Raw genomic sequence first — 22,708 nt, 5'->3', positions numbered from 1 at the left:
CGCATTTCTCTGTGTGAACCCTGAGCCCGCGGCGCCCGCCCGTCGGACGAAAAGAACGAGGGGCACCTTCCCGCGCGGTGTGCGCGGGCAGGTGCCCCTCGTTCGGTGAGACCGGAGCGGCGCTTGGCCGCTCAGTTCACTCAGGCCTCGACGACCAGGCTCTGCAGGATCTCGCGCGCGAGAGCGGCGGTCTCGGACGGCGTCTTGCCGACCTTGACGCCTGCCGCCTCGAGGGCGTCCTTCTTGGCCTGCGCGGTGCCCGAGGAGCCGGAGACGATGGCGCCGGCGTGGCCCATGGTCTTGCCCTCGGGAGCGGTGAAGCCCGCGACGTAGCCGACGACCGGCTTGGTGACGTTGGCCTTGATGTAGTCGGCCGCACGCTCCTCGGCGTCGCCGCCGATCTCGCCGATCATCACGATGATCTTGGTCTCGGGGTCCTTCTCGAACGCCTCGATGGCGTCGATGTGGGTGGTGCCGATGACCGGGTCGCCGCCGATGCCGATGGCGGTCGAGAAGCCGTACTCACGGAGCTCGAACATCATCTGGTAGGTCAGGGTGCCGGACTTGGACACCAGGCCGACCGGGCCCTTGCCGGAGATGTTGGCCGGGGTGATGCCGACCAGCGCCTCGCCCGGGGTGATGATGCCGGGGCAGTTGGGGCCGATGATCCGGGTCTTCTTGCCCTTCTCGACGTTGTAGGCCCACGCGAACGCGGAGTCCTGCACCGGGATGCCCTCGGTGATGACCACGAGGAGCGGGATCTCCGCATCGATGGCCTCGACGATGGCGTCCTTGGAGAAGGCCGGGGGGACGAACGCGATGGAGACGTCCGCGCCGGTCTTCTCCATGGCCTCGGCGACGGTCGCGAAGACCGGCAGCTCGACGGCGGAACCGTCGGCGGCGGTGTGCGAGACGGTGGTGCCTGCCTTGCGGGCGTTGACGCCGCCGACGACCTGGGTGCCCGCCTTCAGCATCAGGGCGGTGTGCTTGGTGCCCTCGCCGCCGGTGATGCCCTGGACGATGACCTTGGAGTCCTTGGTCAGGAAGATTGCCATTGTTCTAGTCCCTTTACTTCGCTGCGAAGGCGAGTTCGGCGGCCTTGTCGGCGGCCTCGTCCATGGTGGCGACGACGGTCACCAGCGGGTGGTTGGCCTCGGCGAGGATGCGACGACCCTCTTCGACGTTGTTGCCGTCCAGGCGCACGACGAGCGGCTTGTTGGCCTCGTCGCCAAGGGTCTGCAGGGCGCCGACGATGCCGTTGGCGACCGCGTCACAGGCGGTGATGCCGCCAAAGACGTTGACGAAAACGCTCTTGACCTGGGCGTCGTTCAGGATGACGTCGAGGCCGGCGGCCATGACGGCTGCCGAGGCGCCGCCACCGATGTCGAGGAAGTTGGCCGGCTTGACGTTGCCGTGCTTCTCGCCCGCGTACGCGACCACGTCGAGGGTGGACATGACCAGACCCGCGCCGTTGCCGATGATGCCGACGGAGCCGTCGAGCTTGACGTAGTTGAGGTCGTTCTCCTTGGCCTTGAGCTCGAGGGGATCGGTGGCGTCCCGGTCCTCGAAGGCCTCGTGGCCGGGCTGACGGAAGCCGGCGTTCTCGTCCAGGGTGACCTTGCCGTCGAGGGCCAGGATCTGGTCATCGGGGGTGCGGACGAGGGGGTTGACCTCGACGAGGAGCGCGTCCTCCTTGATGAAGACCTCCCAGAGCTTCTGGATGGTCACGGCCGCGGCGTCGAGCACCTCGGCCGGGAGCTTGCCCGCCTCGGCGATGCTGCGCGCGAACGCGAGGTCGACACCCTTGACGGCGTCCACCGGGATCTTCGCGAGGGCGTCGGGGTTCTCCTCGGCGGTGACCTCGATCTCGACGCCACCCTCGACCGAGCACATGGCCAGGTAGGTGCGGTTCGTGCGGTCCAGCAGGAAGGAGATGTAGTACTCCTCGGCGATGTCACTCGCCTCTGCGACCAGCAGCTTCTTGACGACATGGCCCTTGATGTCGAGCCCGAGGATGGACTCGGCGTTCGCGACGGCCGCGTCGACGTCGGCGGAGTACTTCACGCCGCCGGCCTTGCCGCGGCCTCCGACCTTGACCTGCGCCTTGATCATCACGGGCTTGCCGATTTCCTCGGCAATCTCACGTGCGCCGGCGACAGTGTCGGTAACACGTCCTGCCGACGTGGGCACGCCGTGCTTGGCGAAGAGTTCCTTCGCCTGGTATTCGAAGAGATCCATCTGCTCACCGTCTCGTCAGTGTTGACGCCCGCTCGAGGGGTAAGAGCGGGTCCGTCCCGGACTTTATCTAGTTGAATCAATCGTCTATCGACCGCATTGATGCTATGTGGCATATCTCACGGCACAAGGGGGCGTGAGCGTCAGCTCACCGGCAATTTCGCCGAACCACCATGAAAGCGGTGACCGCGAGCAACACAACCGCAACGAGCCCGCAGACCGCCCCCGCCCCCATCGCGGGCTCCGCAACGCGAGCGCGTGTCAGTGGCCACCCCATCAGGTATACGGACATTCCGGACACCGCGCCGATCATCAGGGACGCGCCCCGCGCCGCCCTGGACCGCGTGGCGACGAGCACGGCAGCGACGATCACCACCGCGAGGAGTGCACGACCCCACAGATCCCAGCCCCACGGCCACTGCGCGAACGAGTCCGGGCCGAAGTCGCGACCGCGATACAGCGGCAAACCGAGAGCGGCCACCGACGCGAGCGCCGCGACCGAGCCGACGATCAGCACCGGCGGCTGGACGGGCACGTCGACCGAGGTGTCGATGCCGTCGCGCTCGGCCGACCCCGCGCAGAGCGCGAGGAGTCCGGTCGCGGCCGCCGCGACCGCGGACAGGGCGAGCAGCGCCGCGCCTGGGCCTGGCCCGACCCCCGGCAGGTCGCCCGCGACCACCAGCGCCTGCAGCGCCGCGGCGACCGCCATCACGTGAGCGGCCCACAGCACCCCGACCGCGGGGCGCACCAGGCCTGCGAACTCCGAGAGCAGCAGCCAGACGCAGGCGACCACCAGCACCACCCCCGCCAGCAGCACCACCCTGGTCGCCAGGATCCGCGGCTCCGGCACCCCGTCCGGAACCGACAACACGGGCAGGAGCGCCCCCACCGCGCCGAGCAACCCGGCCCCGATCCCGACCACGGCGGTGGCGACGTGCCAGCGCCCGACCCGAGCCCGCTCGGCCGCGGCCGCCCTCGCGCGGGCGGCGGACTTGGAGGTGCCCGCACTCGCGGGCGCCGCCGTGGCCGCGGCGGCGGACTGCGCCAGGAGTTGCGCCAGCCCGCGGCGCGCCCTTGCGGCCGCGGCGGCCGGGATCACACAGCCGACCGCGATGAGCACCGCGCACGCCGCGATCGCCACCACCGATCCGGGACCCACCGAGACGCCGTCGCCCGCCAGCAGGCCCGCGACCAGCCGCACGCCGACCGCACCGAGCGCCGCCACCGCGGCCCCGACGATGGCGCCGGCCGCACCAAGCGGCGAGATCGCGGCCAGTGCCGCGGCGACCACGATCAGCACCGCCACCCCGACCAGCCCGGCACCCAACGACATCGGGGCCGCGGACTCGATGACGGCAGGCACCAGGAGCACCGGGTCGGTCGATCTCAGCGGCGGCGCGAAGAGTGCCGCGGCGAGGACCACGGCGGCCCCCACCGCGAGAATCGAGAGTCCGGCGCCGATCCGGCGGCCGACACCCGCCCCGTCGTGATCCGGGTAGTCGGAGTGGCCGTAGCCGTCGGCGTTCGAGGCCCTCGCCGCCGCGACGAGTCCGAGCAACCCCGCCAGGACCGCGAGGACGTGCCCCGCCAGGATCACGTAGGCGCCGGGGCCCGCACTGAGGGACGCGGCGGTCAGCGGACGGAACAGCTCGAGCCGGTTCGCGTTGATCGGGTCGTCGAGGAGTTGGAGGTCGAGCACCACCAGCCCGACCGAGACACCGCCTGCGCCTGCCAACACCGTCCCCGCGACGGCAGGCCTGCGGCCCACCAGTGCCAGCACGGCCAATGCAGGCGCCAGTGTCGCGCAGACGAGTGCGGTGACGGCGGCAGCGGCGACGGCGGGCCCGGTCTCCTGGCGGATGACGCCGAGCACGGGGGCGACCGCCGTCGCGGCGACACCGAGCAGGGCGAGCACGACCGCCGCGATCGCGACCGGCCCCGGGCCGCGGGACGGCTCGGCCGAGCCGAACCCGTCCTGGGCGTCGATGCGTTCGGGCTTGGCCCGAGAACTGGTTCTGAGATCCGGTGAGGGCGCCACGCGGACAGACGCTAGTGGGTCATCGGCGTCGGTCTCGACCGAACTTCACAAGAATCCAGCTCGCCTCGTCACAGCCGCCTTCCGGCGTATTCCCAGGCCCGGCCGTAATCACTCTGTGATGCATCTCACATATCCCAACCAGATAGCGCTAGGAGTTGCGGCGCTCGCAACCGTTTCGTTACCGTCGCTTGGGTCAAAGTCACAGACAGATCACGAACAGGAAGGCGGCAAGTGTCCAGGCATCGCGCACCCTTCCAATCAAGCCGCTTCGCACCGCAGCAGCAGGCCGAAGAGGCCTCGACGACGGTTTACTCGATTTCCGCAGGTCACCCCGTAGTAGAGCCTCGCTACCAGGCCCCGGTCGAACCCAGCAGATCGAGCTTCGAATACGCAGGCGACAACGAGACCACGCAGACTTATTCGCATCGCGTGTCGGATCGTTACATCGGATCCGCGAATCTCGGAACACCGCGCTCCACGAACTACCGCTCCGCCTCGCTCGACCAGCTCGACACCTCTTACGAATCGGATCTCGCAGCTCCCGCTCGCCGCGGTGGAGCGCACCGGATCCCCACTCCCCCCACCGCCCTCAAGGGCCGCGCCGCAGTCATCGCGGTCGCCGCAGGCGCCGTCGTCGCCGCGGGCCAGGCCGGCCTGAGCGGCCCCAGCAGCGCCGACACCGCCGAGCTCAATCTGGCCTCGGACGACAGCTCCACGGGCAGCGCCGCCACCGCCGAGCCGCAGGCCGCCCAGTTCGCCGCCGACACGGCCGCGAATGCGGGCTCCCAGGCTCCGCAGGTCCTCAACATCGCGGCACCGACGGACCTCAGCCAGTTCTCGAACCTGCTCGCCAAGGGCCAGCGGTTCAGCGAGGAGCGTGCCGCCCGCGAGGCCGCCGCCCGTCGCCCCCTCTTCGTACTGCCCGCCGTCGGCTCCTACACCTCCGGCTACGGCGCCAGGTGGGGCACGCTGCACGCGGGCGTCGACATCGCGAACGCCATCGGCACCCCGATCTACGCGGTCGCCGACGGCGAGGTCATCGACTCCGGTCCCGCGCAGGGCTTCGGCATGTGGGTGCGGCTGCGGCACGCCGACGGCACCGTCACCGTCTACGGCCACATCGACTCGTCCAACGTCTCGGTCGGCCAGAAGGTCATGGCCGGCGATCAGATCGCACGGATGGGCAACCGCGGCTTCTCCACCGGCCCGCACCTGCACTTCGAGGTGCACCTCGGCGGCGAGAACAAGATCGATCCGCTGCCCTGGCTCGCGACCCGCGGCATCAGCCTCGGCGTCGAGCGCGACTAGGAACGACCCCCACCCCGGCATTCGTCCGGCGGAACGGCGCTGTCTGCATTAGCCTTTGGTGCGCCAGACTCCGTTGACGTCTACGTAGCAAGGGGTTCGCGTGAACTACTCCCGAGGGTCCGTCGTCATCGCCGCTCTCACCGGCGCAGTCTCGCTCGCACTGGCGCCCGGCGCTTCGGCCGCCACCTATCAGATCACCGCCATGCCACCGATCGGAACCGTGTACTCGGACAACCTGGTGACGCTCGCCATGGCCGTCAGCCCCGTCCCGGCAGGCGCGGATTCGACCACCCCGGTGCTGGTCCACATCACCGAACCGGACGGCGACGACCGGACCCTCACCGTCCCCCTGACCCTCGGCGGGGCAACGGTGGCCACCCGTGTCAACGAACCCGGACGGTACGTCGCGGTCTTCACGTTCGACGCGCCCGGCGGCGACCCGGCCACGACCACACTGCAGTTCGACGCCGTCCCGTCGCCGCTCGGGAGTTCCTCGTAGCGAGGACGTCACGCCGCTCGGGCTAGAGCTTGACCATGGGGACGCCGCCGATGAGCATCAGGCGCACCTTGCCCGCGGAGCCGAAGTCGACGGTGACCGTCGCCGTCGGCCCGCTGCCCTTGGTCTCCAACACCGTCCCGAGACCGTACTTGTCGTGGCTGACGCGATCGCCGACGGCGAGCACCAGGTGGTTGTTGCGAGCCCGGGCAGCACCAAAGCTCGGTGTGGCGTTGCCCGACCCGCCGTAACCCTGACCACCGCCGAAGCCGCCTCCGCCATAGCCCTGACCTCCGCGGGGTCGCCCGCCACCGATCGCGCCACCGGCGCCGGTACCCGGATCCTCCCGCCGCCAGTGCAGCAGGTCGGACGGGATCTCCTGCAGGAACCGTGATTCCGGGTTGGTGATCGGCTGACCCCACGCCGAGCGCATGATCGCGCGGGTGAGGTACAGACGATGCCGGGCCCTTGTGATGCCGACGTAGGCCAGCCTGCGTTCCTCGGACAGCTCTGCCGGGTCGCCGAGCGCGCGCATGTGCGGGAACTGGCCGTCCTCCCAGCCGGTCACGAAGACCACCGGGAATTCGAGGCCCTTCGCGGTGTGCAGGGTCATCAGGGTCACCACGCCGTCGCCGTTGTCTGGCAACTGGTCGGAATCGGCCACCAGTGACACCCGCTCGAGGAACGCGGCGAGCGAGCCCGGGTCCGGCTCGCCCTCGGTGGGGTCGAGCTCGCCGTCGGACGCGGCAGCGAGCGCACCCTCGAGGCTCTCGTCGATCTCCGTCTCCACACCGGCGGCATTGCGTGCATCGGAGCTGAATTCCTGCGCAACGCTGACCAACTCGTTGAGGTTGTCCAGTCGCGCGCCGTCCTGCGGATCGCTGCTCGCCTCGAGCTCCGCCCGGTAACGGGTCCGGTCGAGAACGGCCTCGACCACCTCGCCGATGTCGATCAGCCCGGTGTCGTCGGGCTGCATCGTCTCCCGGATGTCGTCCATCATCTCGAGGAACGCCGAGATCGCCTTCTGCGAGCGGGTGTTCAGCAGCGGCACCACACCGTCCGCCGCGTCCCGCAGCGCCTGCGCGAAGCCGACGCCGCGCTGCTCCGAGTGCACGGCCACGCAGGCCTCGGCACGGTCGCCGATGCCGCGGCGCGGGGTGTTGAGGATCCGGCGCAGGCTGACCGTGTCGTCGGGGTTCTGCAGCACCCGCAGGTACGCGACCACGTCGCGAACCTCCTTGCGCTCGTAGAACCGGACGCCGCCGACCACCTTGTACGGCAGGCCGAGGCGGATGAAGATCTCCTCCAGCGCCCGGGACGAGTTGTTGGTGCGGTAGAACACCGCGACCTCACCGAACTTCGCGTCGCCCGCGTCCACCAGCTTGTCGATCTCGGAGGCGACGAAGTAGGCCTCGTCGTGCTCGTTGTCGGCGACGTAGCCGGTGATCAGCTCGCCCTCGCCGGAGTCGGTCCACAGCCGCTTCTCGCGCCTGCCGGTGTTGCGGGAGATCACCGCGTTCGCGGCCGACAGGATGTTCTGGGTGGATCGGTAGTTCTGTTCGAGCAGGATGGTCCTGGCGTCGGGGTAGTCGCGCTCGAACTCCTCGATGTTGCGGATCGTGGCGCCGCGGAACGCATAGATCGACTGGTCCGCGTCGCCGACCACGCACAGCTCGGCGGGCGGGACCTGGGCCCCGGTGTCCGCGACCCCTCCGACCAGCTCGCGCACCAGCACGTACTGCGCATGGTTGGTGTCCTGGTACTCGTCGACCAGCACGTGCCGGAACCGACGCCGGTAGTACTCGGCCACCTGCGGGAAGTTCTGCAGCAGCGCGACGGTCTCGCCGATCAGGTCGTCGAAGTCCATCGCGTTGGCCGCGCGCAGTCGAGCCTGGTAGTGGCCGTACACCTTCGCGACCAACCGGACCAGCTCGTTCGGATCCTTGTCGGCGTCGGCCGCGGCCCGCTCCGGGTCGATCAGCTCGTTCTTGAGGTTCGAGATGTGCGTGGCCAGCAGTCGCGCGGAGTACCGCTTCGCATCGATCTCGAGGTCCTTCGAGATCATCGTCAGCAGCCGGCGCGAATCGTCCGCGTCGTAGATGGTGAAGTTCGAGTTCAACCCCGGCAACAGCGCGGCCTGCATCCGCAGGATCCGCACGCAGCTCGAGTGGAAGGTCGAGACCCACATGTTGTTGGCCCGGGGACCGACGAGGTGCGCCACGCGCTCGCGCATCTCCGCGGCGGCCTTGTTGGTGAACGTGATCGCCAGGACCTGTCCGGGCGCCACGTCCCGCTCGGCGAGCAGATACGCGATGCGACGGGTCAGCACGGCGGTCTTCCCCGAGCCCGCCCCCGCCACGATCAGCAGCGGCGAACCGGCGTGCACCACTGCCTCGCGCTGCTGCGGGTTGAGTCCCTCGAGGAGGGCCGCCGAAGGGGTACGGGGCGCTGCCTGCACAAAGCGTGCCTGAGCTGCTGCTGAGAAAGTGTTCATCGTCTGTCAACGCTACCGCCGCGCACCGACAGCGGCGCCCCCGGACCGGCCCCCGCCCCCGCCGATGGTCAGCCCCTCGCACCCGTGGCAAACTGTGATTCCTGATCTGACACGAGGAGAAATACACATGGGCGGCTCAGTTCCATCGGATGCCACCGACCCCGACCTCCCCACCAGCGAGGCCGAGATCGAGGAGCTCCGACTGGAGATCGACCGACTGGACGCCGAGATCCTCGCCGCGATCAAGCGCCGCAGCGAGGTCTCGCAGATCATCGGCCGCACCCGGATGGCCTCCGGCGGCCCCCGCCTCGTGCACAGCCGCGAGATGAAGGTTCTCGAGCGCTTCAGCGACCTCGGCCAGGAGGGCCACACCCTGGCGATGCTGCTGCTGCGCCTCGGCCGCGGCCGGCTCGGCCAGTAGGACCGGAGCCAACCGCTACTGGAGCGCGATGTACTTGGTCTCCAGGTACTCCTCGATGCCCTCGCTGCCGCCCTCGCGTCCGAACCCGGAGGACTTGACGCCCCCGAACGGCGCGGCGGCGTCGGAGATCACGCCCCTGTTGACGCCGACCATCCCGGTCTCGAGCGCCTCCGCCACCCGCAGCGCCCGATCCAGGCTCTGCGTGTAGATGTAGGCGGCCAGCCCGTACTCGGTGTCGTTGGCGGCGGCGATGCCCTCCTCCTCGGTGTCGAACCCGGCGATCGCGGCGACCGGACCGAACACCTCCTCGCGCAGGATGCGGGCCTCGACGGGCACGTCCGCCAGCACCGTCGCCGGGTAGAAGTAGCCCGGCCCGCCCGGCGCCTGGCCGCCGAGTCGCACCTGCGCCCCCACCGCGACCGCGTCCCGCACCAGCTCGCTGACGGTGTCGAGCTGGGCGGGGTTGATCAGGGGTCCGAGCTTCGAATCCGGATCGGTGCCGGGACCGAGGGTCATCGACCGCATCCGCTCGGTCAGCCTGGCACTGAACTCCTCGCGTACCGAGTTCTGCACGTGGAATCGGTTCGCCGCGGTGCAGGCCTCGCCACCGTTGCGCAGCTTGGCCAGCATCGCCCCGTCCACCGCTGCGTCCAGATCCGCGTCGTCGAACACGACGAAGGGCGCGTTCCCACCGAGCTCCATCGAGGTGCGCAGCAGCCCCTTCGCGGACTGCTCGATCAGCTTGCGCCCGACTCCGGTTGACCCGGTGAAGGTGAGCTTGCGCAGCCGCGGATCGTCGATCAGCGGCTCGGTCAGCGCGCCAGCGTTCGAGGTCGGCAGCACCGACAGGACGCCGTCGGGCAGCCCGGCGTCGGCGATGAGCTGTCCGAGCAACAGCATGGTCAGCGGCGTCTCGGCGGCGGGTTTGACGATCATCGTGCAGCCCGCGGCGAGGGCGGGCCCGATCTTGCGGGTCCCCATCGCCAGCGGAAAATTCCACGGGGTGATCGCCAGGCACGGCCCGACCGGGGCCTTGCCGACCAGGATCCGGCCGGTGCCCGCCGGGGCATGGGTGTAGCGGCCCGCGATCCGCACCGCCTCCTCGCTGAACCAGCGGAAGAACTCGGCGCCGTAGGCCACCTCGCCCTTGCTCTCGGCCAGCACCTTGCCCATCTCCAGCGTCATCAGCAGGGCGAAGTCATCGGCGCGGGCGGTGATCGCCTCGAACACCGCCCGCAGGATCTCGCCGCGCTTGCGCGCCGGGGTGGCCGCCCACTCGCGCTGGGCGGCCGCCGCCACGTCGAGCGCGAGCAGGCCGTCGGCGGGGCCTGCGTCCGCGACCTCGGCGAGGGGCTCGCCGGTCGCGGGGTTGACCACCGTGAACGTCGCGCCGCCTGCCGCGTCCACCTGTTTGCCGCCGATCCAGAGCTTCGTGGGAACCGACTCGATCAGAGTTCGCTCGTCCATGGCTCCATACTGCCCGCCCGCGCGCGTATTGGAAGGCCCCGTCGAGCGTGCAGGTTCCGTCGGGTCGGCCGAGTGGGCCCGCCCGTGGGTGCACACTCGGCGAACCGGCCGGACACGATCGATCAAGGAGTGCCCGCACCGGGAAGCGCTGAGCGCCGCCGGTTCTCCCCCACTAGTCTCGACGTATGAGTCTCGACATCACCGCCACGGCCGCCTGGCAGGAGCTTCGCGCGCACCACGACGAGGTCGGGACACGACACCTGCGCGAGATCTTCGCCGAGGACCCCAAGCGCGGCAGCGAGCTCACGGTGACGGCAGGCGATCTCTACATCGACTACAGCAAGCACCGGGTCGAACGCGAGACCCTGCGGTTGCTGATCGAACTGGCCCGCGCGGCCGGGGTCGAGGAGCGCAGGGACGCGATGTTCCGGGGCGATCACATCAATACCTCCGAGGACCGCGCCGTCCTGCACACGGCGCTGCGACTGCCCGCCGACGCGACCCTGGTGGTCGATGGCCAGGACGTGGTCGCCGATGTCCACGAGGTGCTCGACCAGATGGGGCGCTTCACCGATCGGCTGCGCTCGGGCGACTGGCGCGGGGCCACCGGTGAGCGCATCACCACCGTGGTCAACATCGGCATCGGCGGTTCCGATCTGGGTCCGGTGATGGCGTACCGGGCGCTGCGGCACTACGCGGATGCAGGCATCGCGGCGCGGTTCGTCTCCAACATCGATCCCTCCGACCTGGTGAGCAAGCTGGCCGGTCTCGACCCGGCGACCACGCTGTTCATCGTCGCCTCGAAGACCTTCTCCACCCTCGAGACCCTCACCAACGCAACGGCGGCCAGGCGTTGGGTCACCGCGGCCCTCGGCGAGGACGCCGTCGCCAAGCACTTCGTCGCCGTGTCCACCCACGCCGAGCGGGTGTCCGATTTCGGTATCGACACCGACAACATGTTCGGCTTCTGGGACTGGGTCGGCGGACGCTATTCCGTGGACTCGGCCATCGGGCTGTCGCTGATGTGTGTGATCGGCAAGGAGGGGTTCGGCGAGTTCCTCGAGGGCTTCCACACCATCGACCGGCATTTCGCGACCGCCCCGCTCGAGAACAACGCGCCGGTGCTGCTCGGCCTCATCGGCCTCTGGTACTCGAGCTTCTTCGACTCCGATTCGCGTGCGGTGCTGCCCTACTCCAACGACCTCGGCCGGTTCGCGGCCTACCTGCAGCAGCTCACCATGGAGTCGAACGGCAAGTCGGTGCGCGCCGACGGATCCCCGGTGACCACCCCGACCGGCGAGATCTTCTGGGGCGAGCCGGGCACCAACGGCCAGCACGCTTTCTACCAGTTGCTGCACCAGGGCACCCGGCTCTCCCCTGCCGACTTCATCGGATTCGCCGAGCCGACAGACGATCTGCCGACGCTCGACGGCACCGGCAGCATGCACGACATCCTGATGAGCAATCTGTTCGCCCAGACCAAGGTCCTTGCGTTCGGCAAGACCGCGGAGGAGATCGCGGCCGAGGGCACCGCACCGGAACTGGTGCCGCACAAGGTGATGCCCGGCAACCGGCCGTCGACCACCATCCTCGCGCCCCGGATCACCCCCTCGGCACTCGGCCAGCTGATCGCGCTGTACGAGCACCAGGTCTTCGTCGAGGGCGTCGTGTTCGGCATCGATTCCTTCGACCAGTGGGGCGTCGAGCTGGGCAAGACCCAGGCCCTCGAGCTCGGCCCGATCCTCACCAACCCCGAAGCCCCTGCGGAGCAAGCCGATTCGTCCACCGACACCCTGGTGCGGTGGTACCGCAGCAGGCGCGGCCGCGCGGTCTGAGGTCCGCCCGGCTCGCCCTAGGCGACGTGACCGTGGGGCAGCAGGTGGGTCCACGCGTCGGTGATGCGCACCGCGCCCCGTCGGTACGCGACGCGGGCGGCGAGCTCGTTCTCGTCGAGCCAGCGCAGCGCGGCCACTCCCCGGCTCACTGCCGCGGCCGCCGCCGCATAGGCCCAGAGACTGTCCTCGGTGATCACCGTGACGCCGTCCAATCCGCCGTCGGCGTCCCACTCCGCCAGCACCGCGGGGCGTGCTGAGGCCATCGACTTCCCGGTGAGCACCTCGATCGGCGCGCCTGCCCCGATCTCCACCTGCCACCCCCCGATCGGGCAGTGCCCCGCGGTCGAGATGGTGTCGCCGATCCGGACCAGGACGCCGCATTCGAGCGTGCCCGCGGCGGCCTGGGCGGCCCGGTCCGCGACGCCCGCCTTCGCGGTGTCCGTGATGTCGAAGTAGACCCCGAACGGGGCGAAAACCGTGTCGCCGTCGAGCCGGACGTCCTCGAATGTGCATTCGGGGTGGATCGGAGGCACCCGCCGCGGGTCCGCCGTGTCACGGGCGAGCGGGTCGACGGCGCCGCCGGTCATCCGGGCGGCCCACAACGCTGCCCGGATCAGCGCGGTGAGTCGACGGCTGATCTTGACCGGCATGCCCTGGGAGAGGTTGACGGCATGGATCTCGGCATCGCCGCGGGTCAGGTCGCAGACGGCACGGACGTCGGCCAGGGAGGCCTCTGCGATGTCCGCCGCAGCGTGGAGCGCCGCCCCTTCGGTCACCCGGACCTCCACCTCGCTACCCCAGGTGTGCCATTGAATGCTCGGAACCATGATCGTGCTCCACGGATCGGCCGCCAACGCGGCGGGTCTGCTGAAACCAGTATGCGCCAGGTTTCTGAGCTGGGACTGAGCGAATTTTCCTGCCGCCGCGATCCAATTGCCCGAAGGCCTGGATTTGCATGCGACTCACGGTTACAGTTACCTGAACATCGAGACACCGCGGCCGGAACGCCGCACCGAAGAGACGATGCCGTGCGCGATCGCCTCAGCAACGACAGCGACAGCGGGAGTAGCCATGACACTGACGACAGCGACCGATCGATCCGATCAGGCCCGGTACGACGAGTCCCTGACGATGCTGTCGGAAGCCTCGGTGCACAAGCACTTCGATCCCTTCGAGGACATCGACTGGGATTCGCCCGAGTTCGCGGTGATCCCGAACGACCCCAGGTGGGTCCTCCAGAAGGAGAGCGACCCCCTCGGCAGCCATCCGTGGTACCAGGCGCTGCCACTGGAAAAGCAGATCGAGATCGGCATGTGGCGGCAGGCCAACGTCGCCAAGGTCGGCCTGCAGTTCGAGAACATCCTGATCCGCGGGATGATGCAGTACGTCTTCTCGCTGGAGAACGGCTCCGCCGAGGCCCGGTACTGCACCCACGAGAGCATCGAGGAGTGCAACCACACCCTGATGTTCCAGGAGATGGTCAACCGGATCGGCAAGGACACCCCCGGCATGGGGCCGCTGATGCGCTTCGTCTCGCCGTTCCTCCCGCTGGCGGGCTCGACGCTGCCGGTGATCTTCTTCATGGGCGTCCTCGCGGGCGAGGAGCCGATCGACCACATCCAGAAGGCCGTGCTGCGTGAGGACGGCGTCATCCACCCGATCATGAAGGGCGTCATGGCGATTCACGTCGCCGAGGAGGCCAGGCACATCTCCTTCGCGCACCAGTTCCTGCGTCGGCGCGTCCCGAAGATGTCGAAGGTCGGGCGGTTCTTCGCCTCGCTGGCGATGCCGATCATCATGCGCATCCTGTGCGACGTCATCGTCATCCCGCCGAAGCAGTTCTGGCGCGAGTTCGACATCCCGAAGCAGGCCAAGAAGGACCTGTTCTGGGACACCCCCGAGGCGCGCCAGACCCTGCGTGACTACTTCGCGGACGTGCGGATGCTGGCCACCGACAGTGGGCTGATGAACCCCGCGTCGCGCCTGGTCTGGAAGGGCCTGAAGATCGACGGCAAGACCTCGCGCTACCGCAGTGAGCCGGTCCGCAGCGCCGCCTGACCAGACCCCCAGATCGGAAGCTGTTCGCAATGCCCCATGTCGTCACCCAATCCTGCTGCAGCGACGCCTCCTGCGTGTACGCCTGCCCCGTCAACTGCATCCACCCGACGCCGGACGAGCCCGACTTCCTGACGGCGGAGATGCTGCACATCGACCCGGCCTCGTGCGTCGACTGCGGTGCCTGCATCTCCGCGTGCCCGGTGGACGCGATCGTCCCGCACTCGAAGCTCTCGGAGTCCCAGCAGCCGTTCCTGACGATCAACGCGGACTTCTACAAGGAGCCGCGCCCCCGGCCGGTGCTGGCGCCCGTCGTGCCCGCACCCGAGGTCCGCCGCGACCGGGGTCCGCTGCGGGTGGCGATCGTCGGGGCCGGCCCGGCCGCGATGTACGCCGCCGACGAGCTGCTCACCCAGCCCGGGGTCCAGGTCAATGTCTTCGACCGGCTCCCTGTGCCGCACGGCCTGGTCCGCGCGGGCGTCGCGCCCGATCACCAGAAGACCAAGCAGGTCTCCCGGTTGTACGACAAGATCGCGGCCCAGCCGGGATTCGAGTACTTCCTGAACGTGGAGGTCGGTGAACACCTGACCCACGACGAACTGCTCGCGCATCACCACGCCGTGATCTACGCGGTCGGCGCCTCGACCGACCGCGGCCTCGGGATCCCCGGCGAGGACCTCCCCGGCTCGACCTCCGCGACGAACCTGGTGGCCTGGTACAACGGCCATCCCGACCACGCCGACGATCACTTCGACCTGTCCCACCGACGGGCCGTCATCATCGGAAACGGCAATGTCGCACTCGATGTCGCGCGGATACTGACCGCGGACCCCGACCGTCTCGCCGCCACCGACATCGCCCCCGCCGCCCTCGAGGCGCTGCGCGGCAGCCGGATCGAGGAGGTGGTGATCGTCGCGCGGCGCGGAATCGCCCAGTCCGCCTTCACGGTTCCCGAGTTCACCGGCCTTCTCGACGCCCCCGACATCGACGTGGTGGTCCGCCCCGACGAGATGGTGCTCGACCCCACGAGCGAGCGCCTCGCCCGTGACGGCGAACTCTCGCACGCGGTGGATCAGAAGCTGACGCTGCTCCGGTCCACCGGACGCGAGGGCGAGCCGGGCCGGGAGCGGCGCCGGATCTCGCTGCGTTACCTGTTGTCCCCCACCGCGATCAGCGGCGACGACCGGGTCACCGGCGTCGAGCTCGCCCGCAACGTGCTGACCGTCGGGGAGGACGGCGGGGTGCGGGTCGAGTCGACCGGCGAGACGGAACGACTGGAGGCAGGCCTCGTCCTCACCTCGATCGGGTACCGAGGGGTGCCGATCGCGGGGGTGCCGTTCGATCATTCGGCCGGGGTGATCCCCAATGCCGGCGGGCGGGTGCTCGACGGACCGGGCGGCTCCGTGCTCACGGGCGCGTACGCCACCGGCTGGATCAAGCGCGGGCCGAGCGGGTTCATCGGCACGAACAAGTCCTGCGCGCAGGAGACCGTGACCCGGCTCGTCGACGATTTCAACTCGGGTCGGCTGCGCGAGCCCCGGTCGACCGCGACCGCGCTGAACCGACTGGTGCGGGAGCGACAGTCGGCGGTGATCGACCGCGCGGGATGGAAACTGATCGACGAAGCCGAACGCAGCAGGGGCGCCGAGCGGGGCCGCATCCGCGAGAAGATCACCGACCAGGCCGAGCTCGCGCTCATCGCCGGTGCGGCAGGCCGGGGAACCGAGACGTCCGTCCTCGGGCGGCTCCGCCTGCGCCGCCAGGCACTGGCCAACTCACCCCAGCAGTCGACGTAGCCCCCACTCGAACTGCTCGGCGGAGATCCAGTCCGCCATCACCCCGGCGGTGGCCGCGGTCCGCGGCCACCGCTCGGCATCGACTGCGTCGAAACCGGTGCGGCGCTGCGCGACCCGGTCCGCCTCCGCCGCGAGCGGCGGTCGGCCGTCCGTCTCGGCCACCTCCAGCGCGACCGACCCGACGACGTGCACGATCACCAGGTAGGTGGCGCGGGCCGCCTCCTCGGGGTCGAGACCGCCGTCGGCGAGGGCCTCGAGCAGCCGCTCCCCCACCTCGAGGGCGGCCGGGCCGTTCATCGGTGCGGTCATCAGCAGCCGCGCCACCGCAGGATGCTCGAGCAGCCGCAGGCGCAGCGCGGTGCCGAAGGCCACGATCCGGTTCCGCCAGTCCGCGGTCGGCCCCGCGAGCAGGCTCGCATCGGCCTGACCGAGCACCCGCTCGGCGACCTCGCGCTCGAGGTCCGCGCGGCTCGCGACGTAGGTGTAGACGGCGTTCGGATTCACCCCGAGCCTGCCGGCGACCGACCGGATCGACAGCGCATCGCCGCCGCCCTCGTCCAGGATCTCCAGCGCCGTGTCCACCACCTGCTCCCGGGTGAACGCGCGCCTGGCCGGGCGCTCCCGCCGACCCGTTGACTCCCGCTCCGACACGGCGTTGACTGTACCCCGTACAGCTAACTGTACGGTGTCCAGCCAGAGGGAGTGAGTCGATGATGCGCACATCCGATCGCCACAGCCGCCACCTGACCGCAGGCCTCCTCGTCGCCGGAGCCCTGGTTCTCAACGTCGCGTTCGCCGGGCTGGGTGCGGCCTTCGACTATCCCGACGTCCTCACCCGGCCTGCGGGGCAGACCCTGGCCGAATTCAGGGCCGACCAAGCCGAGATCGTCGCGTGGTTCGCCCTGCTCTGCGCGGGAGCCGCGCTCCTGACGCCGATCGCGCTGCGGGTGGGACGGCTCGGCGACTCGGCGCTGCTCCGCGCAAGCATCCCGGTCGGGATCGCCGCCTCGGCGGTCCAACTGACCGGGCTCGCCCGCTGGCCGCTGTTGGTGCCCTTCCTCGCCGCGCGGGCGGAAACGGATGCCGGCGCCACGCACGTGTTCACGACTGTGAACACCGTGCTCGGCGTCGTCGTTGGCGAGACCATCGGCTACGCACTCACCGCGGCGTGGACCGCCATGGTCGCGACGGCACTTCACCGGTCACTGGCCGGAACCTGGTTCACCGCATTGGGATTCGGCGCCGCCACCCTGATCGCCGCAGGCATGTTCGCGCCGCTGGACCTGCCGGGAGCCGCACTGGCGAACTTCGCCGGGTACCTGTTGTGGAGCGCCTGGTTGGTGACATTCGCGGCGCTGCTGGCCTTCGGACGCCGAACGCCGGAACCCGAACCGGCCTATGGTGGATCGCGGAACCCGCAGTCCCCTAGGAGTGGAGTTCACTGATGAGCGAACAGGACATCCTCGCGAGCATCCGCCGACTCGTCGACGCCGAGCACCAACTGCGCGCGAAGACCGAGGCGGGCGACCTCGATCCCGAGCAGGAACAGACACAGCTGGCCGCCATCGAGGAGACCCTCGACCAGTGCTGGGACCTGTTGCGCCAGCGCCGGGCCCGCATCGACGCGGGCCTGCCGCCGGACGAGGTACCGGTCAGCCCCGCAGGCCAGGTCGAGGGTTATCTGCAGTAGCCGACAGGCCGCACGGCTAGAGGAAGCGCCCCGTCAGCCCGGTCGGCAGCAGACGGAGCGCAAGATCGATCGGTCGCCACGGCCAGCCGGGCACGACGGCCCTCCTCGGCTCCCGTTCGATCGCCTTCACCATCGACCGCACCCCTGCGACGGTGTCGGCCATCAGCGGCGTCTTGGCCACCTTTTCGTTGATCGGGGTCCGGATGTAGCCGGGCAGGATGGTGGTGACGCAGATCGGACTGCGCGAGAGTTCCGCGGCGAGCCCCTCCCCGATCGCGGACACCGCCGCCTTGCTCGCCGAGTAGGCGGTCTGCGCCTTCGGTAGTCCGCGCACCGCGCTCATCGAGGACACCAGCACCAGATGGCCCGCGCCACGAGCGCGGAACAACTCCATCGCGGCCTCCGCCTGCGCGAGCGCACCGACGAAGTTGGTCTGCGCGGTCTCCAGATTCGCCTCGGGCTTTCCTGTGCCGATCGGCGCACCCTTACCGAGCCCAGCGTTGACGACGATCCGGTCGAGCCCGCCCAGTTCGTCGTCGAGCTCGCCGAACACGCGGGACACCGCGCGGTGATCGTTGACGTCGAGGGTCCGAACCGCGACCCTGATCGACGGGTGCGCGGCGAGCAGTTCCCCGCGCAGGTCCTCGAGCCGATCGATGCGGCGGGCACACAGCGCGAGATCGCGCCCCTTGGCGGCGAACTGACGCGCCATCTCCGCGCCGAGCCCGGAACTGGCGCCGGTGATCAGGATCGTGGTTCGCGTCTTCGCCGTGGGGGTCACAGCGGACGAGCCTAGCGCCGCGGCAGGGTCATCGCCGGGTGCGCACGTGCGCCCGCTCGCCCTGCGGCCCGAACAGGCTCAGGATCTCCGCGGGCTCGGGGCCGGGGTTGCCGAACCAGTGCGGGACGCGGGTGTCGAACTCCGCCACCTCGCCCGGCATCAGGATCACGTCGTGCTCGCCGAGCACCATCCGCACCCGACCGGACAGGACGTAGAGCCACTCGTAGCCCTCGTGCGTCAACAGCCGGGGCTCCACCGACGGAGTGCCGGGCGGGAAGACGTGCTTGAAGGCCTGGATCCCGCCCGGCCTGCGGGTCAGCGGGATGATGGTGACGCCGTTGCGGCTGATCGGGCGGGGGTGGATCCGCGGGTCGCCGGTCGCGGGCGCGTCGACGAGCTCGTCGAGGGGCAACTGGTGTGCGCGGGCCAGCGGGAGCAGCAGTTCCAGAGTCGGCCTGCGCTGCCCGGATTCGAGTCGCGAGAGGGTGCTCACCGAGATCCCGGTGCTCTCGGCGAGCTGTGCCAGCGTCGCGCCGCGCTGCCTGCGGATCGCCCGCAGTCGCGGCCCTACCGCGCCGAGGACGTCGTCGAGCGCGTGTGGGTCGTCGGACATGCGCCCATTTTGCCACTTTCGCAACACAGCTTGCGCGAATCAATCCGCGGCACGGACAGTGCAACGACGAGGCGAACGAACGGAGGAGACGACGGTGGAGCAGAAGTACGACGTGGTGATCGTCGGCGGCGGTGCGGCCGGACTCAGCGGGGCGGTGGCGCTGACCCGCGCCCGGCGCTCGGTTCTGGTGATCGATGCGGGCGAGCCGCGCAACGCCCCCGCGGCGCACGCGCACAACTACCTGACCCGCGAGGGCACCCCGCCCGCCGAGCTGCTGACGGCTGGCCGGGCCGAGGCACGGGGATACGGCGCCGAGTTCGTGAGCGGCACCGTGACCTCGGCCAGGGCCACCGGCGGCGAGGGCTTCCGCGTGGAACTCGCCGACGGCGTTGCCGTGTCGGCCCGCAGGCTGCTGGTGGCCACGGGCCTGGTGGACGAACTGCCGGACGTGCCGGGCGTCGCCGAGCGCTGGGGTCGCGAGGTGCTGCACTGCCCGTACTGCCACGGCTGGGAGGTCCGCGACCGGGCGATCGGGATCCTGGCGACCGGCCCGATGGCCGCGCACCAGGCGCTGATGTGGCGGCAGTGGAGCGCGGACATCACCGTGTTCCTGCACACCGCGGCCGAGCCGAGTCCCGAGGAGCTCGAGCAGTTCGACGCCCGCGGCATCGTGGTCGTCCGCGGCGAGGTCGCAGGCCTCGAGGTCGACGACGACCGGTTCACAGGGGTCCGCTTGGGCACCGGCGAGCGCGTGCCGCGTGACGCGATCGTGGTCGCCCCGCGCTTCGAGGCCCGCGCCGGGTTCCTGCGTGAGCTCGGCCTCGAACCCACCGAGCAGGAGATGGCCGGGCACGTGATCGGCAGCTACATCGCCGCCGACCCGATGGGCGCCACCGCGGTCCAAGGGGTGTGGGCGGCGGGCAACGTCTCCGACCTCAAGGCCCAGGTGATCGTGGCGGCCGCCGCGGGGCTGAACGCGGGCGCGGCCATCAACGCCGATCTCATCGCGGAGGACACCCGGCTCGCGGTGACCGCCCACCGGCAGTCGGAGGATCCGGCGCCAGGTGGCCCGATCAGCGTGGACGACGAACGGGCATGGGAGGAGCGCTACCGCTCGAGGTCAGGGGTCTGGAGCGGTAGCCCGAACCCCCACCTCGTGACCGAGGCCGCCGAACTGACGCCGGGTACCGCGCTCGACGTCGGCGCGGGCGAAGGAGCCGACGCGCATTGGCTGGCCGAACGCGGCTGGCGGGTGACAGCGGTGGACTTCTCGACCACGGCGCTGCAGCGGGCGGCCGCGCGCGCCGAGGCCCTCGGCGCGGACGTGGTGCGCCGGCTGAACTGGGTGCACGCCGACCTGACCGCCGAGCCGGTCGAGGGTCGCTTCGACCTCGTCACCGCGCACTTCATGCACCTGCCGGAGCCGCAGCGCGGTGTCCTGTACGCCCGGCTGGCGGCGGCCGTCGCGCCGGGCGGGAACCTGCTCATCGTCGGGCATCATCCGTCCGACCTGCAGACCACCGTGCCGCGACCACCGGTGCCGGAGCTGTTCTTCACCGCGGAGGAGCTCGCGGGCGCGCTCGACCCCGACGAGTGGGACATCGTGGCGGCCGAGGCCAGGGCGCGCACGGCGACGGATCCCGACGGCAGGGAGGTCACCATCCACGACGCGGTCCTGCGCGCCCGCAGGCGCCCCTGACCGTCGCTCACCGGACCAGAGCCCGGGAGCTTGACGAGAACATAGGTACACCCCCGAACGAGCGGCGGGCACCGCTCCGACGCCTCCCATTTCTGGGTGGTGTCGGGCGGTGCCCGGTGGGTTTCGCTTCAGGCGGCGAAGGGGAGTTGGTTGCGCCGGTTGTGTGCCGGCATGGGTTGTCGCCTTGGGTCGATCCAGGTGGGTGGGGTGAACCAGGGGTGGCCGTCGTCTTTGCTGATGTGGACTGTCCAGTCGCCGCGGTGGATGGTGGTGTGGTGGAAGCGGCAGAGCAGTACCAGGTTTGACAGGTTGGTTGGCCCGCCGTTGGACCAGTGCTGAATGTGGTGGCCTTCGGTCCAGGCGGCGGGTCGTCCGCAGCCGGGGAAGGCGCAGCCGCAGTCACGAGAGTTCAGGGCGCGGCGGAGTTTGCGGGGGATCAGGCGGGTGGTGCGTCCGACGTCGAGGGGGTTGCCGTCGGTGTCCATGGTGATGGGGGTGATGTCGGCGTCGCAGGCGATTTGGGCGGCGAGGTCGAGGGTGATGGGTCCGAGCCACGGCATCCAAGCGGGTCCACGCCGTCGGCCCCGGTTGTGTTGGTGGTGGTTGTCGGTGGTGGCGGCGAGGTCGTCGGCGTCGACGAAGACGTTGATGTGGGGTCGTTCGCCGCCTTCGGTGGGTGCCTGTCCGGAGTTCAGGTATGAGCCGACGATGTGGGTGAGGGCGTCGGCGCGGCGCTGGGCGGGGGTGCGTTGGTCTCTGCCGGTTTGTCCGTCGCGGTTGTCGGCCCCGGGGCGTGGCTTGGACAGCGCAGACAAGGCGGTGAGGAGCGCTTCGCCGGAGGCGGCATCGAGGTGTCCTTTGAGACGGACGCGGCCGCCGAGTCCGGGTGAGGCGTGGAATTCGTTGAGTTCGGGGTTTTCGGAGTCGGGGTTCTTCTTGTCGCCGTTGAGGATCAGTTCGAGTGCCTTGGCGCGGCGGGCGAGGGTCGTGGAGTCTTCGGTGCGGGCGGCGTAGAGCAGGTAGCGGGCGCAGGCTTGGGTACGGGTGTCGTGAGGACCGAAGATGATCGAGTCGACGCCGGGCTGATCACCGGCGCGCTCATCGTGGCCAGCGCCGTCGCCAGCCGCGTCAGAGTCGGGGTCACCATCGCCCACAGTTGAGGCGACGCCGGTGCAGTCCTCGGCTCTCCCATCCTCAGCTGCGGCAGCCTTCGGGTCGGCCGGAGATTCGCCGTCGGGCACCTTGGCGAGGAGTTCGACGATCACGCGGATCTGGTCGTAATCGGTGTCGCCGGCGTCGAACGCGGCGGCCACCTCCTGGCGCTTGGCCAGCTCCCGCCCGAGCCGGACGATCCGATTCGCCTGGCCGGGCGTCATGGTGGCCGCCCCGGCGAGCCAGTTGCCTGGCGAGGAGGCCCCGACCTGTTCGGCCACGCACCGTTGATCGACCTGGTGCATCAGCCGCACCCGCAGCGCCTCGAGCTGCCGCATCCGCAGCGATAGTTCGGGAATCAGCCGCAGGAGTTCGGTGTCGGCGAGCTGCCACGCGACCACGTCCGAGGGCGCGGTGAGCATCTCGTCGAGATCCATACCCCCACCTTACTCGAACATGCGTTCGATATCAAGGTTTGGAGGTGACGGGATGAGCTCCTGCCCCAAGACGTAGACCGGCGGCGGAACGATGAATTCGGCCATGCTGATCCGACGCTTGTCCTCTACGCGGCGGTCACTCCCGCTCGGCGGCGGCGGCCATCGCGGCCACCGCGGCACCGACCTCGGCC

Annotated in this window: 19 protein-coding genes and 1 pseudogene; 10 read left to right on the top strand and 10 right to left on the bottom strand. The window is 70.0% G+C overall.

Annotated elements, in window-relative coordinates:
• Positions 1 to 140: 140 nt before the first annotated feature.
• The 3 genes from sucD to ACWFRB_RS16425 all read right to left on the bottom strand — a co-directional run bounded on the left by sucD (position 141) and on the right by ACWFRB_RS16425 (position 4,273).
• Entirely contained in the window at positions 141 to 1,055 is a 915-nt protein-coding gene (gene sucD / locus ACWFRB_RS16435) for a succinate--CoA ligase subunit alpha (RefSeq protein ID WP_452642200.1), read from the bottom strand.
• A gap of 13 nt (positions 1,056 to 1,068) precedes the next feature.
• Complete coding sequence (sucC, locus tag ACWFRB_RS16430) at positions 1,069 to 2,238, bottom strand: ADP-forming succinate--CoA ligase subunit beta (protein ID WP_027500848.1); 1,170 nt, start codon at positions 2,236 to 2,238, stop codon at positions 1,069 to 1,071.
• Positions 2,239 to 2,383: 145 nt separating this feature from the next.
• Entirely contained in the window at positions 2,384 to 4,273 is a 1,890-nt protein-coding gene (locus tag ACWFRB_RS16425) for a hypothetical protein (protein WP_452642199.1), read from the bottom strand.
• Between the two features lie 429 nt (positions 4,274 to 4,702).
• Between ACWFRB_RS16425 and ACWFRB_RS16420 the strand changes: the two genes are divergently transcribed.
• Both ACWFRB_RS16420 and ACWFRB_RS16415 read left to right on the top strand, forming a co-directional pair.
• The gene (locus tag ACWFRB_RS16420) at positions 4,703 to 5,581 is read left to right on the top strand and encodes a M23 family metallopeptidase (protein ID WP_452642198.1); all 879 of its coding nucleotides are present in this window, start codon (positions 4,703 to 4,705) and stop codon (positions 5,579 to 5,581) included.
• Between the two features lie 100 nt (positions 5,582 to 5,681).
• Positions 5,682 to 6,080, top strand: a complete 399-nt coding sequence (locus ACWFRB_RS16415; protein WP_452642197.1) for a hypothetical protein — start codon at positions 5,682 to 5,684, stop codon at positions 6,078 to 6,080.
• A gap of 22 nt (positions 6,081 to 6,102) precedes the next feature.
• Here the strand turns inward: ACWFRB_RS16415 and pcrA are convergent, their stop codons facing one another.
• Positions 6,103 to 8,571 (bottom strand): DNA helicase PcrA, encoded by a 2,469-nt coding sequence (pcrA, locus tag ACWFRB_RS16410; protein ID WP_452642196.1) that lies wholly within the window; start codon positions 8,569 to 8,571, stop codon positions 6,103 to 6,105.
• 127 nt (positions 8,572 to 8,698) lie between these two features.
• Between pcrA and ACWFRB_RS16405 the strand changes: the two genes are divergently transcribed.
• Entirely contained in the window at positions 8,699 to 8,992 is a 294-nt protein-coding gene (locus ACWFRB_RS16405; protein ID WP_077042663.1) for a chorismate mutase, read from the top strand.
• A 15-nt stretch (positions 8,993 to 9,007) separates the two neighbouring features.
• Here the strand turns inward: ACWFRB_RS16405 and ACWFRB_RS16400 are convergent, their stop codons facing one another.
• The gene (locus ACWFRB_RS16400; RefSeq protein ID WP_452642195.1) at positions 9,008 to 10,459 is read right to left on the bottom strand and encodes an NAD-dependent succinate-semialdehyde dehydrogenase; all 1,452 of its coding nucleotides are present in this window, start codon (positions 10,457 to 10,459) and stop codon (positions 9,008 to 9,010) included.
• Positions 10,460 to 10,644: 185 nt separating this feature from the next.
• Between ACWFRB_RS16400 and pgi the strand changes: the two genes are divergently transcribed.
• Positions 10,645 to 12,294, top strand: a complete 1,650-nt coding sequence (gene pgi, locus ACWFRB_RS16395) for a glucose-6-phosphate isomerase (RefSeq protein ID WP_452642194.1) — start codon at positions 10,645 to 10,647, stop codon at positions 12,292 to 12,294.
• Positions 12,295 to 12,311: 17 nt separating this feature from the next.
• On the opposite strand, the gene ACWFRB_RS16390 is transcribed toward pgi, so the two are convergent.
• Positions 12,312 to 13,121 carry an FAD:protein FMN transferase gene (locus ACWFRB_RS16390; protein WP_452642193.1) on the bottom strand — a complete coding sequence of 270 codons (810 nt, stop codon included), beginning with the start codon at positions 13,119 to 13,121 and terminating at the stop codon, positions 12,312 to 12,314.
• Between the two features lie 244 nt (positions 13,122 to 13,365).
• On the opposite strand from ACWFRB_RS16390, the gene ACWFRB_RS16385 reads away from it, so the two are divergent.
• The gene (locus tag ACWFRB_RS16385) at positions 13,366 to 14,352 is read left to right on the top strand and encodes an AurF N-oxygenase family protein (protein ID WP_452642192.1); all 987 of its coding nucleotides are present in this window, start codon (positions 13,366 to 13,368) and stop codon (positions 14,350 to 14,352) included.
• Positions 14,353 to 14,381: 29 nt separating this feature from the next.
• Positions 14,382 to 16,145, top strand: a complete 1,764-nt coding sequence (locus ACWFRB_RS16380) for an FAD-dependent oxidoreductase (protein WP_452642191.1) — start codon at positions 14,382 to 14,384, stop codon at positions 16,143 to 16,145.
• Here the strand turns inward: ACWFRB_RS16380 and ACWFRB_RS16375 are convergent.
• The gene (locus tag ACWFRB_RS16375; protein ID WP_452642190.1) at positions 16,125 to 16,796 is read right to left on the bottom strand and encodes a TetR/AcrR family transcriptional regulator; all 672 of its coding nucleotides are present in this window, start codon (positions 16,794 to 16,796) and stop codon (positions 16,125 to 16,127) included. The two genes, ACWFRB_RS16380 and ACWFRB_RS16375, sit on opposite strands and share 21 nt — an antisense overlap.
• Positions 16,797 to 16,855: 59 nt before the next feature.
• Here ACWFRB_RS16375 and ACWFRB_RS16370 point away from each other — a divergent pair, with 59 nt between their 5' ends.
• Positions 16,856 to 17,590 carry a DUF4386 family protein gene (locus ACWFRB_RS16370; protein ID WP_452642189.1) on the top strand — a complete coding sequence of 245 codons (735 nt, stop codon included), beginning with the start codon at positions 16,856 to 16,858 and terminating at the stop codon, positions 17,588 to 17,590.
• On the top strand, positions 17,590 to 17,835 hold the full coding sequence (locus tag ACWFRB_RS16365) for a DUF2630 family protein (RefSeq protein WP_452642188.1): 246 nt from the start codon (positions 17,590 to 17,592) through the stop codon (positions 17,833 to 17,835). Before ACWFRB_RS16370 ends, ACWFRB_RS16365 begins: the two co-directional genes overlap by 1 nt.
• Positions 17,836 to 17,851: 16 nt before the next feature.
• On the opposite strand, the gene ACWFRB_RS16360 is transcribed toward ACWFRB_RS16365, so the two are convergent.
• Positions 17,852 to 18,616, bottom strand: coding sequence for an SDR family oxidoreductase (locus tag ACWFRB_RS16360; RefSeq protein ID WP_452642187.1), 765 nt, complete (start codon positions 18,614 to 18,616; stop codon positions 17,852 to 17,854).
• Positions 18,617 to 18,644: 28 nt separating this feature from the next.
• Complete coding sequence (locus ACWFRB_RS16355) at positions 18,645 to 19,229, bottom strand: helix-turn-helix domain-containing protein (RefSeq protein WP_452642186.1); 585 nt, start codon at positions 19,227 to 19,229, stop codon at positions 18,645 to 18,647.
• A gap of 94 nt (positions 19,230 to 19,323) precedes the next feature.
• On the opposite strand from ACWFRB_RS16355, the pseudogene ACWFRB_RS16350 reads away from it, so the two are divergent.
• Positions 19,324 to 20,259 (top strand): annotated as a pseudogene (locus ACWFRB_RS16350) (NAD(P)/FAD-dependent oxidoreductase); the annotation flags it as partial.
• On the top strand, positions 20,257 to 20,928 hold the full coding sequence (locus ACWFRB_RS16345) for a class I SAM-dependent methyltransferase (RefSeq protein WP_452642222.1): 672 nt from the start codon (positions 20,257 to 20,259) through the stop codon (positions 20,926 to 20,928). The pseudogene ACWFRB_RS16350 and the gene ACWFRB_RS16345, both read left to right, overlap by 3 nt.
• A gap of 128 nt (positions 20,929 to 21,056) precedes the next feature.
• Here ACWFRB_RS16345 and ACWFRB_RS16340 read toward each other — a convergent pair whose 3' ends face one another.
• Positions 21,057 to 22,517 (bottom strand): DUF222 domain-containing protein, encoded by a 1,461-nt coding sequence (locus tag ACWFRB_RS16340; protein ID WP_452642185.1) that lies wholly within the window; start codon positions 22,515 to 22,517, stop codon positions 21,057 to 21,059.
• Positions 22,518 to 22,708: the final 191 nt, after the last annotated feature.

It is taken from the genome of Rhodococcus sp. NPDC055112 (assembly GCF_053607505.1).
The sequence above is the reverse complement of the archived record's forward strand: the minus strand, read 5'-3'. Positions and strand labels throughout refer to the sequence as shown.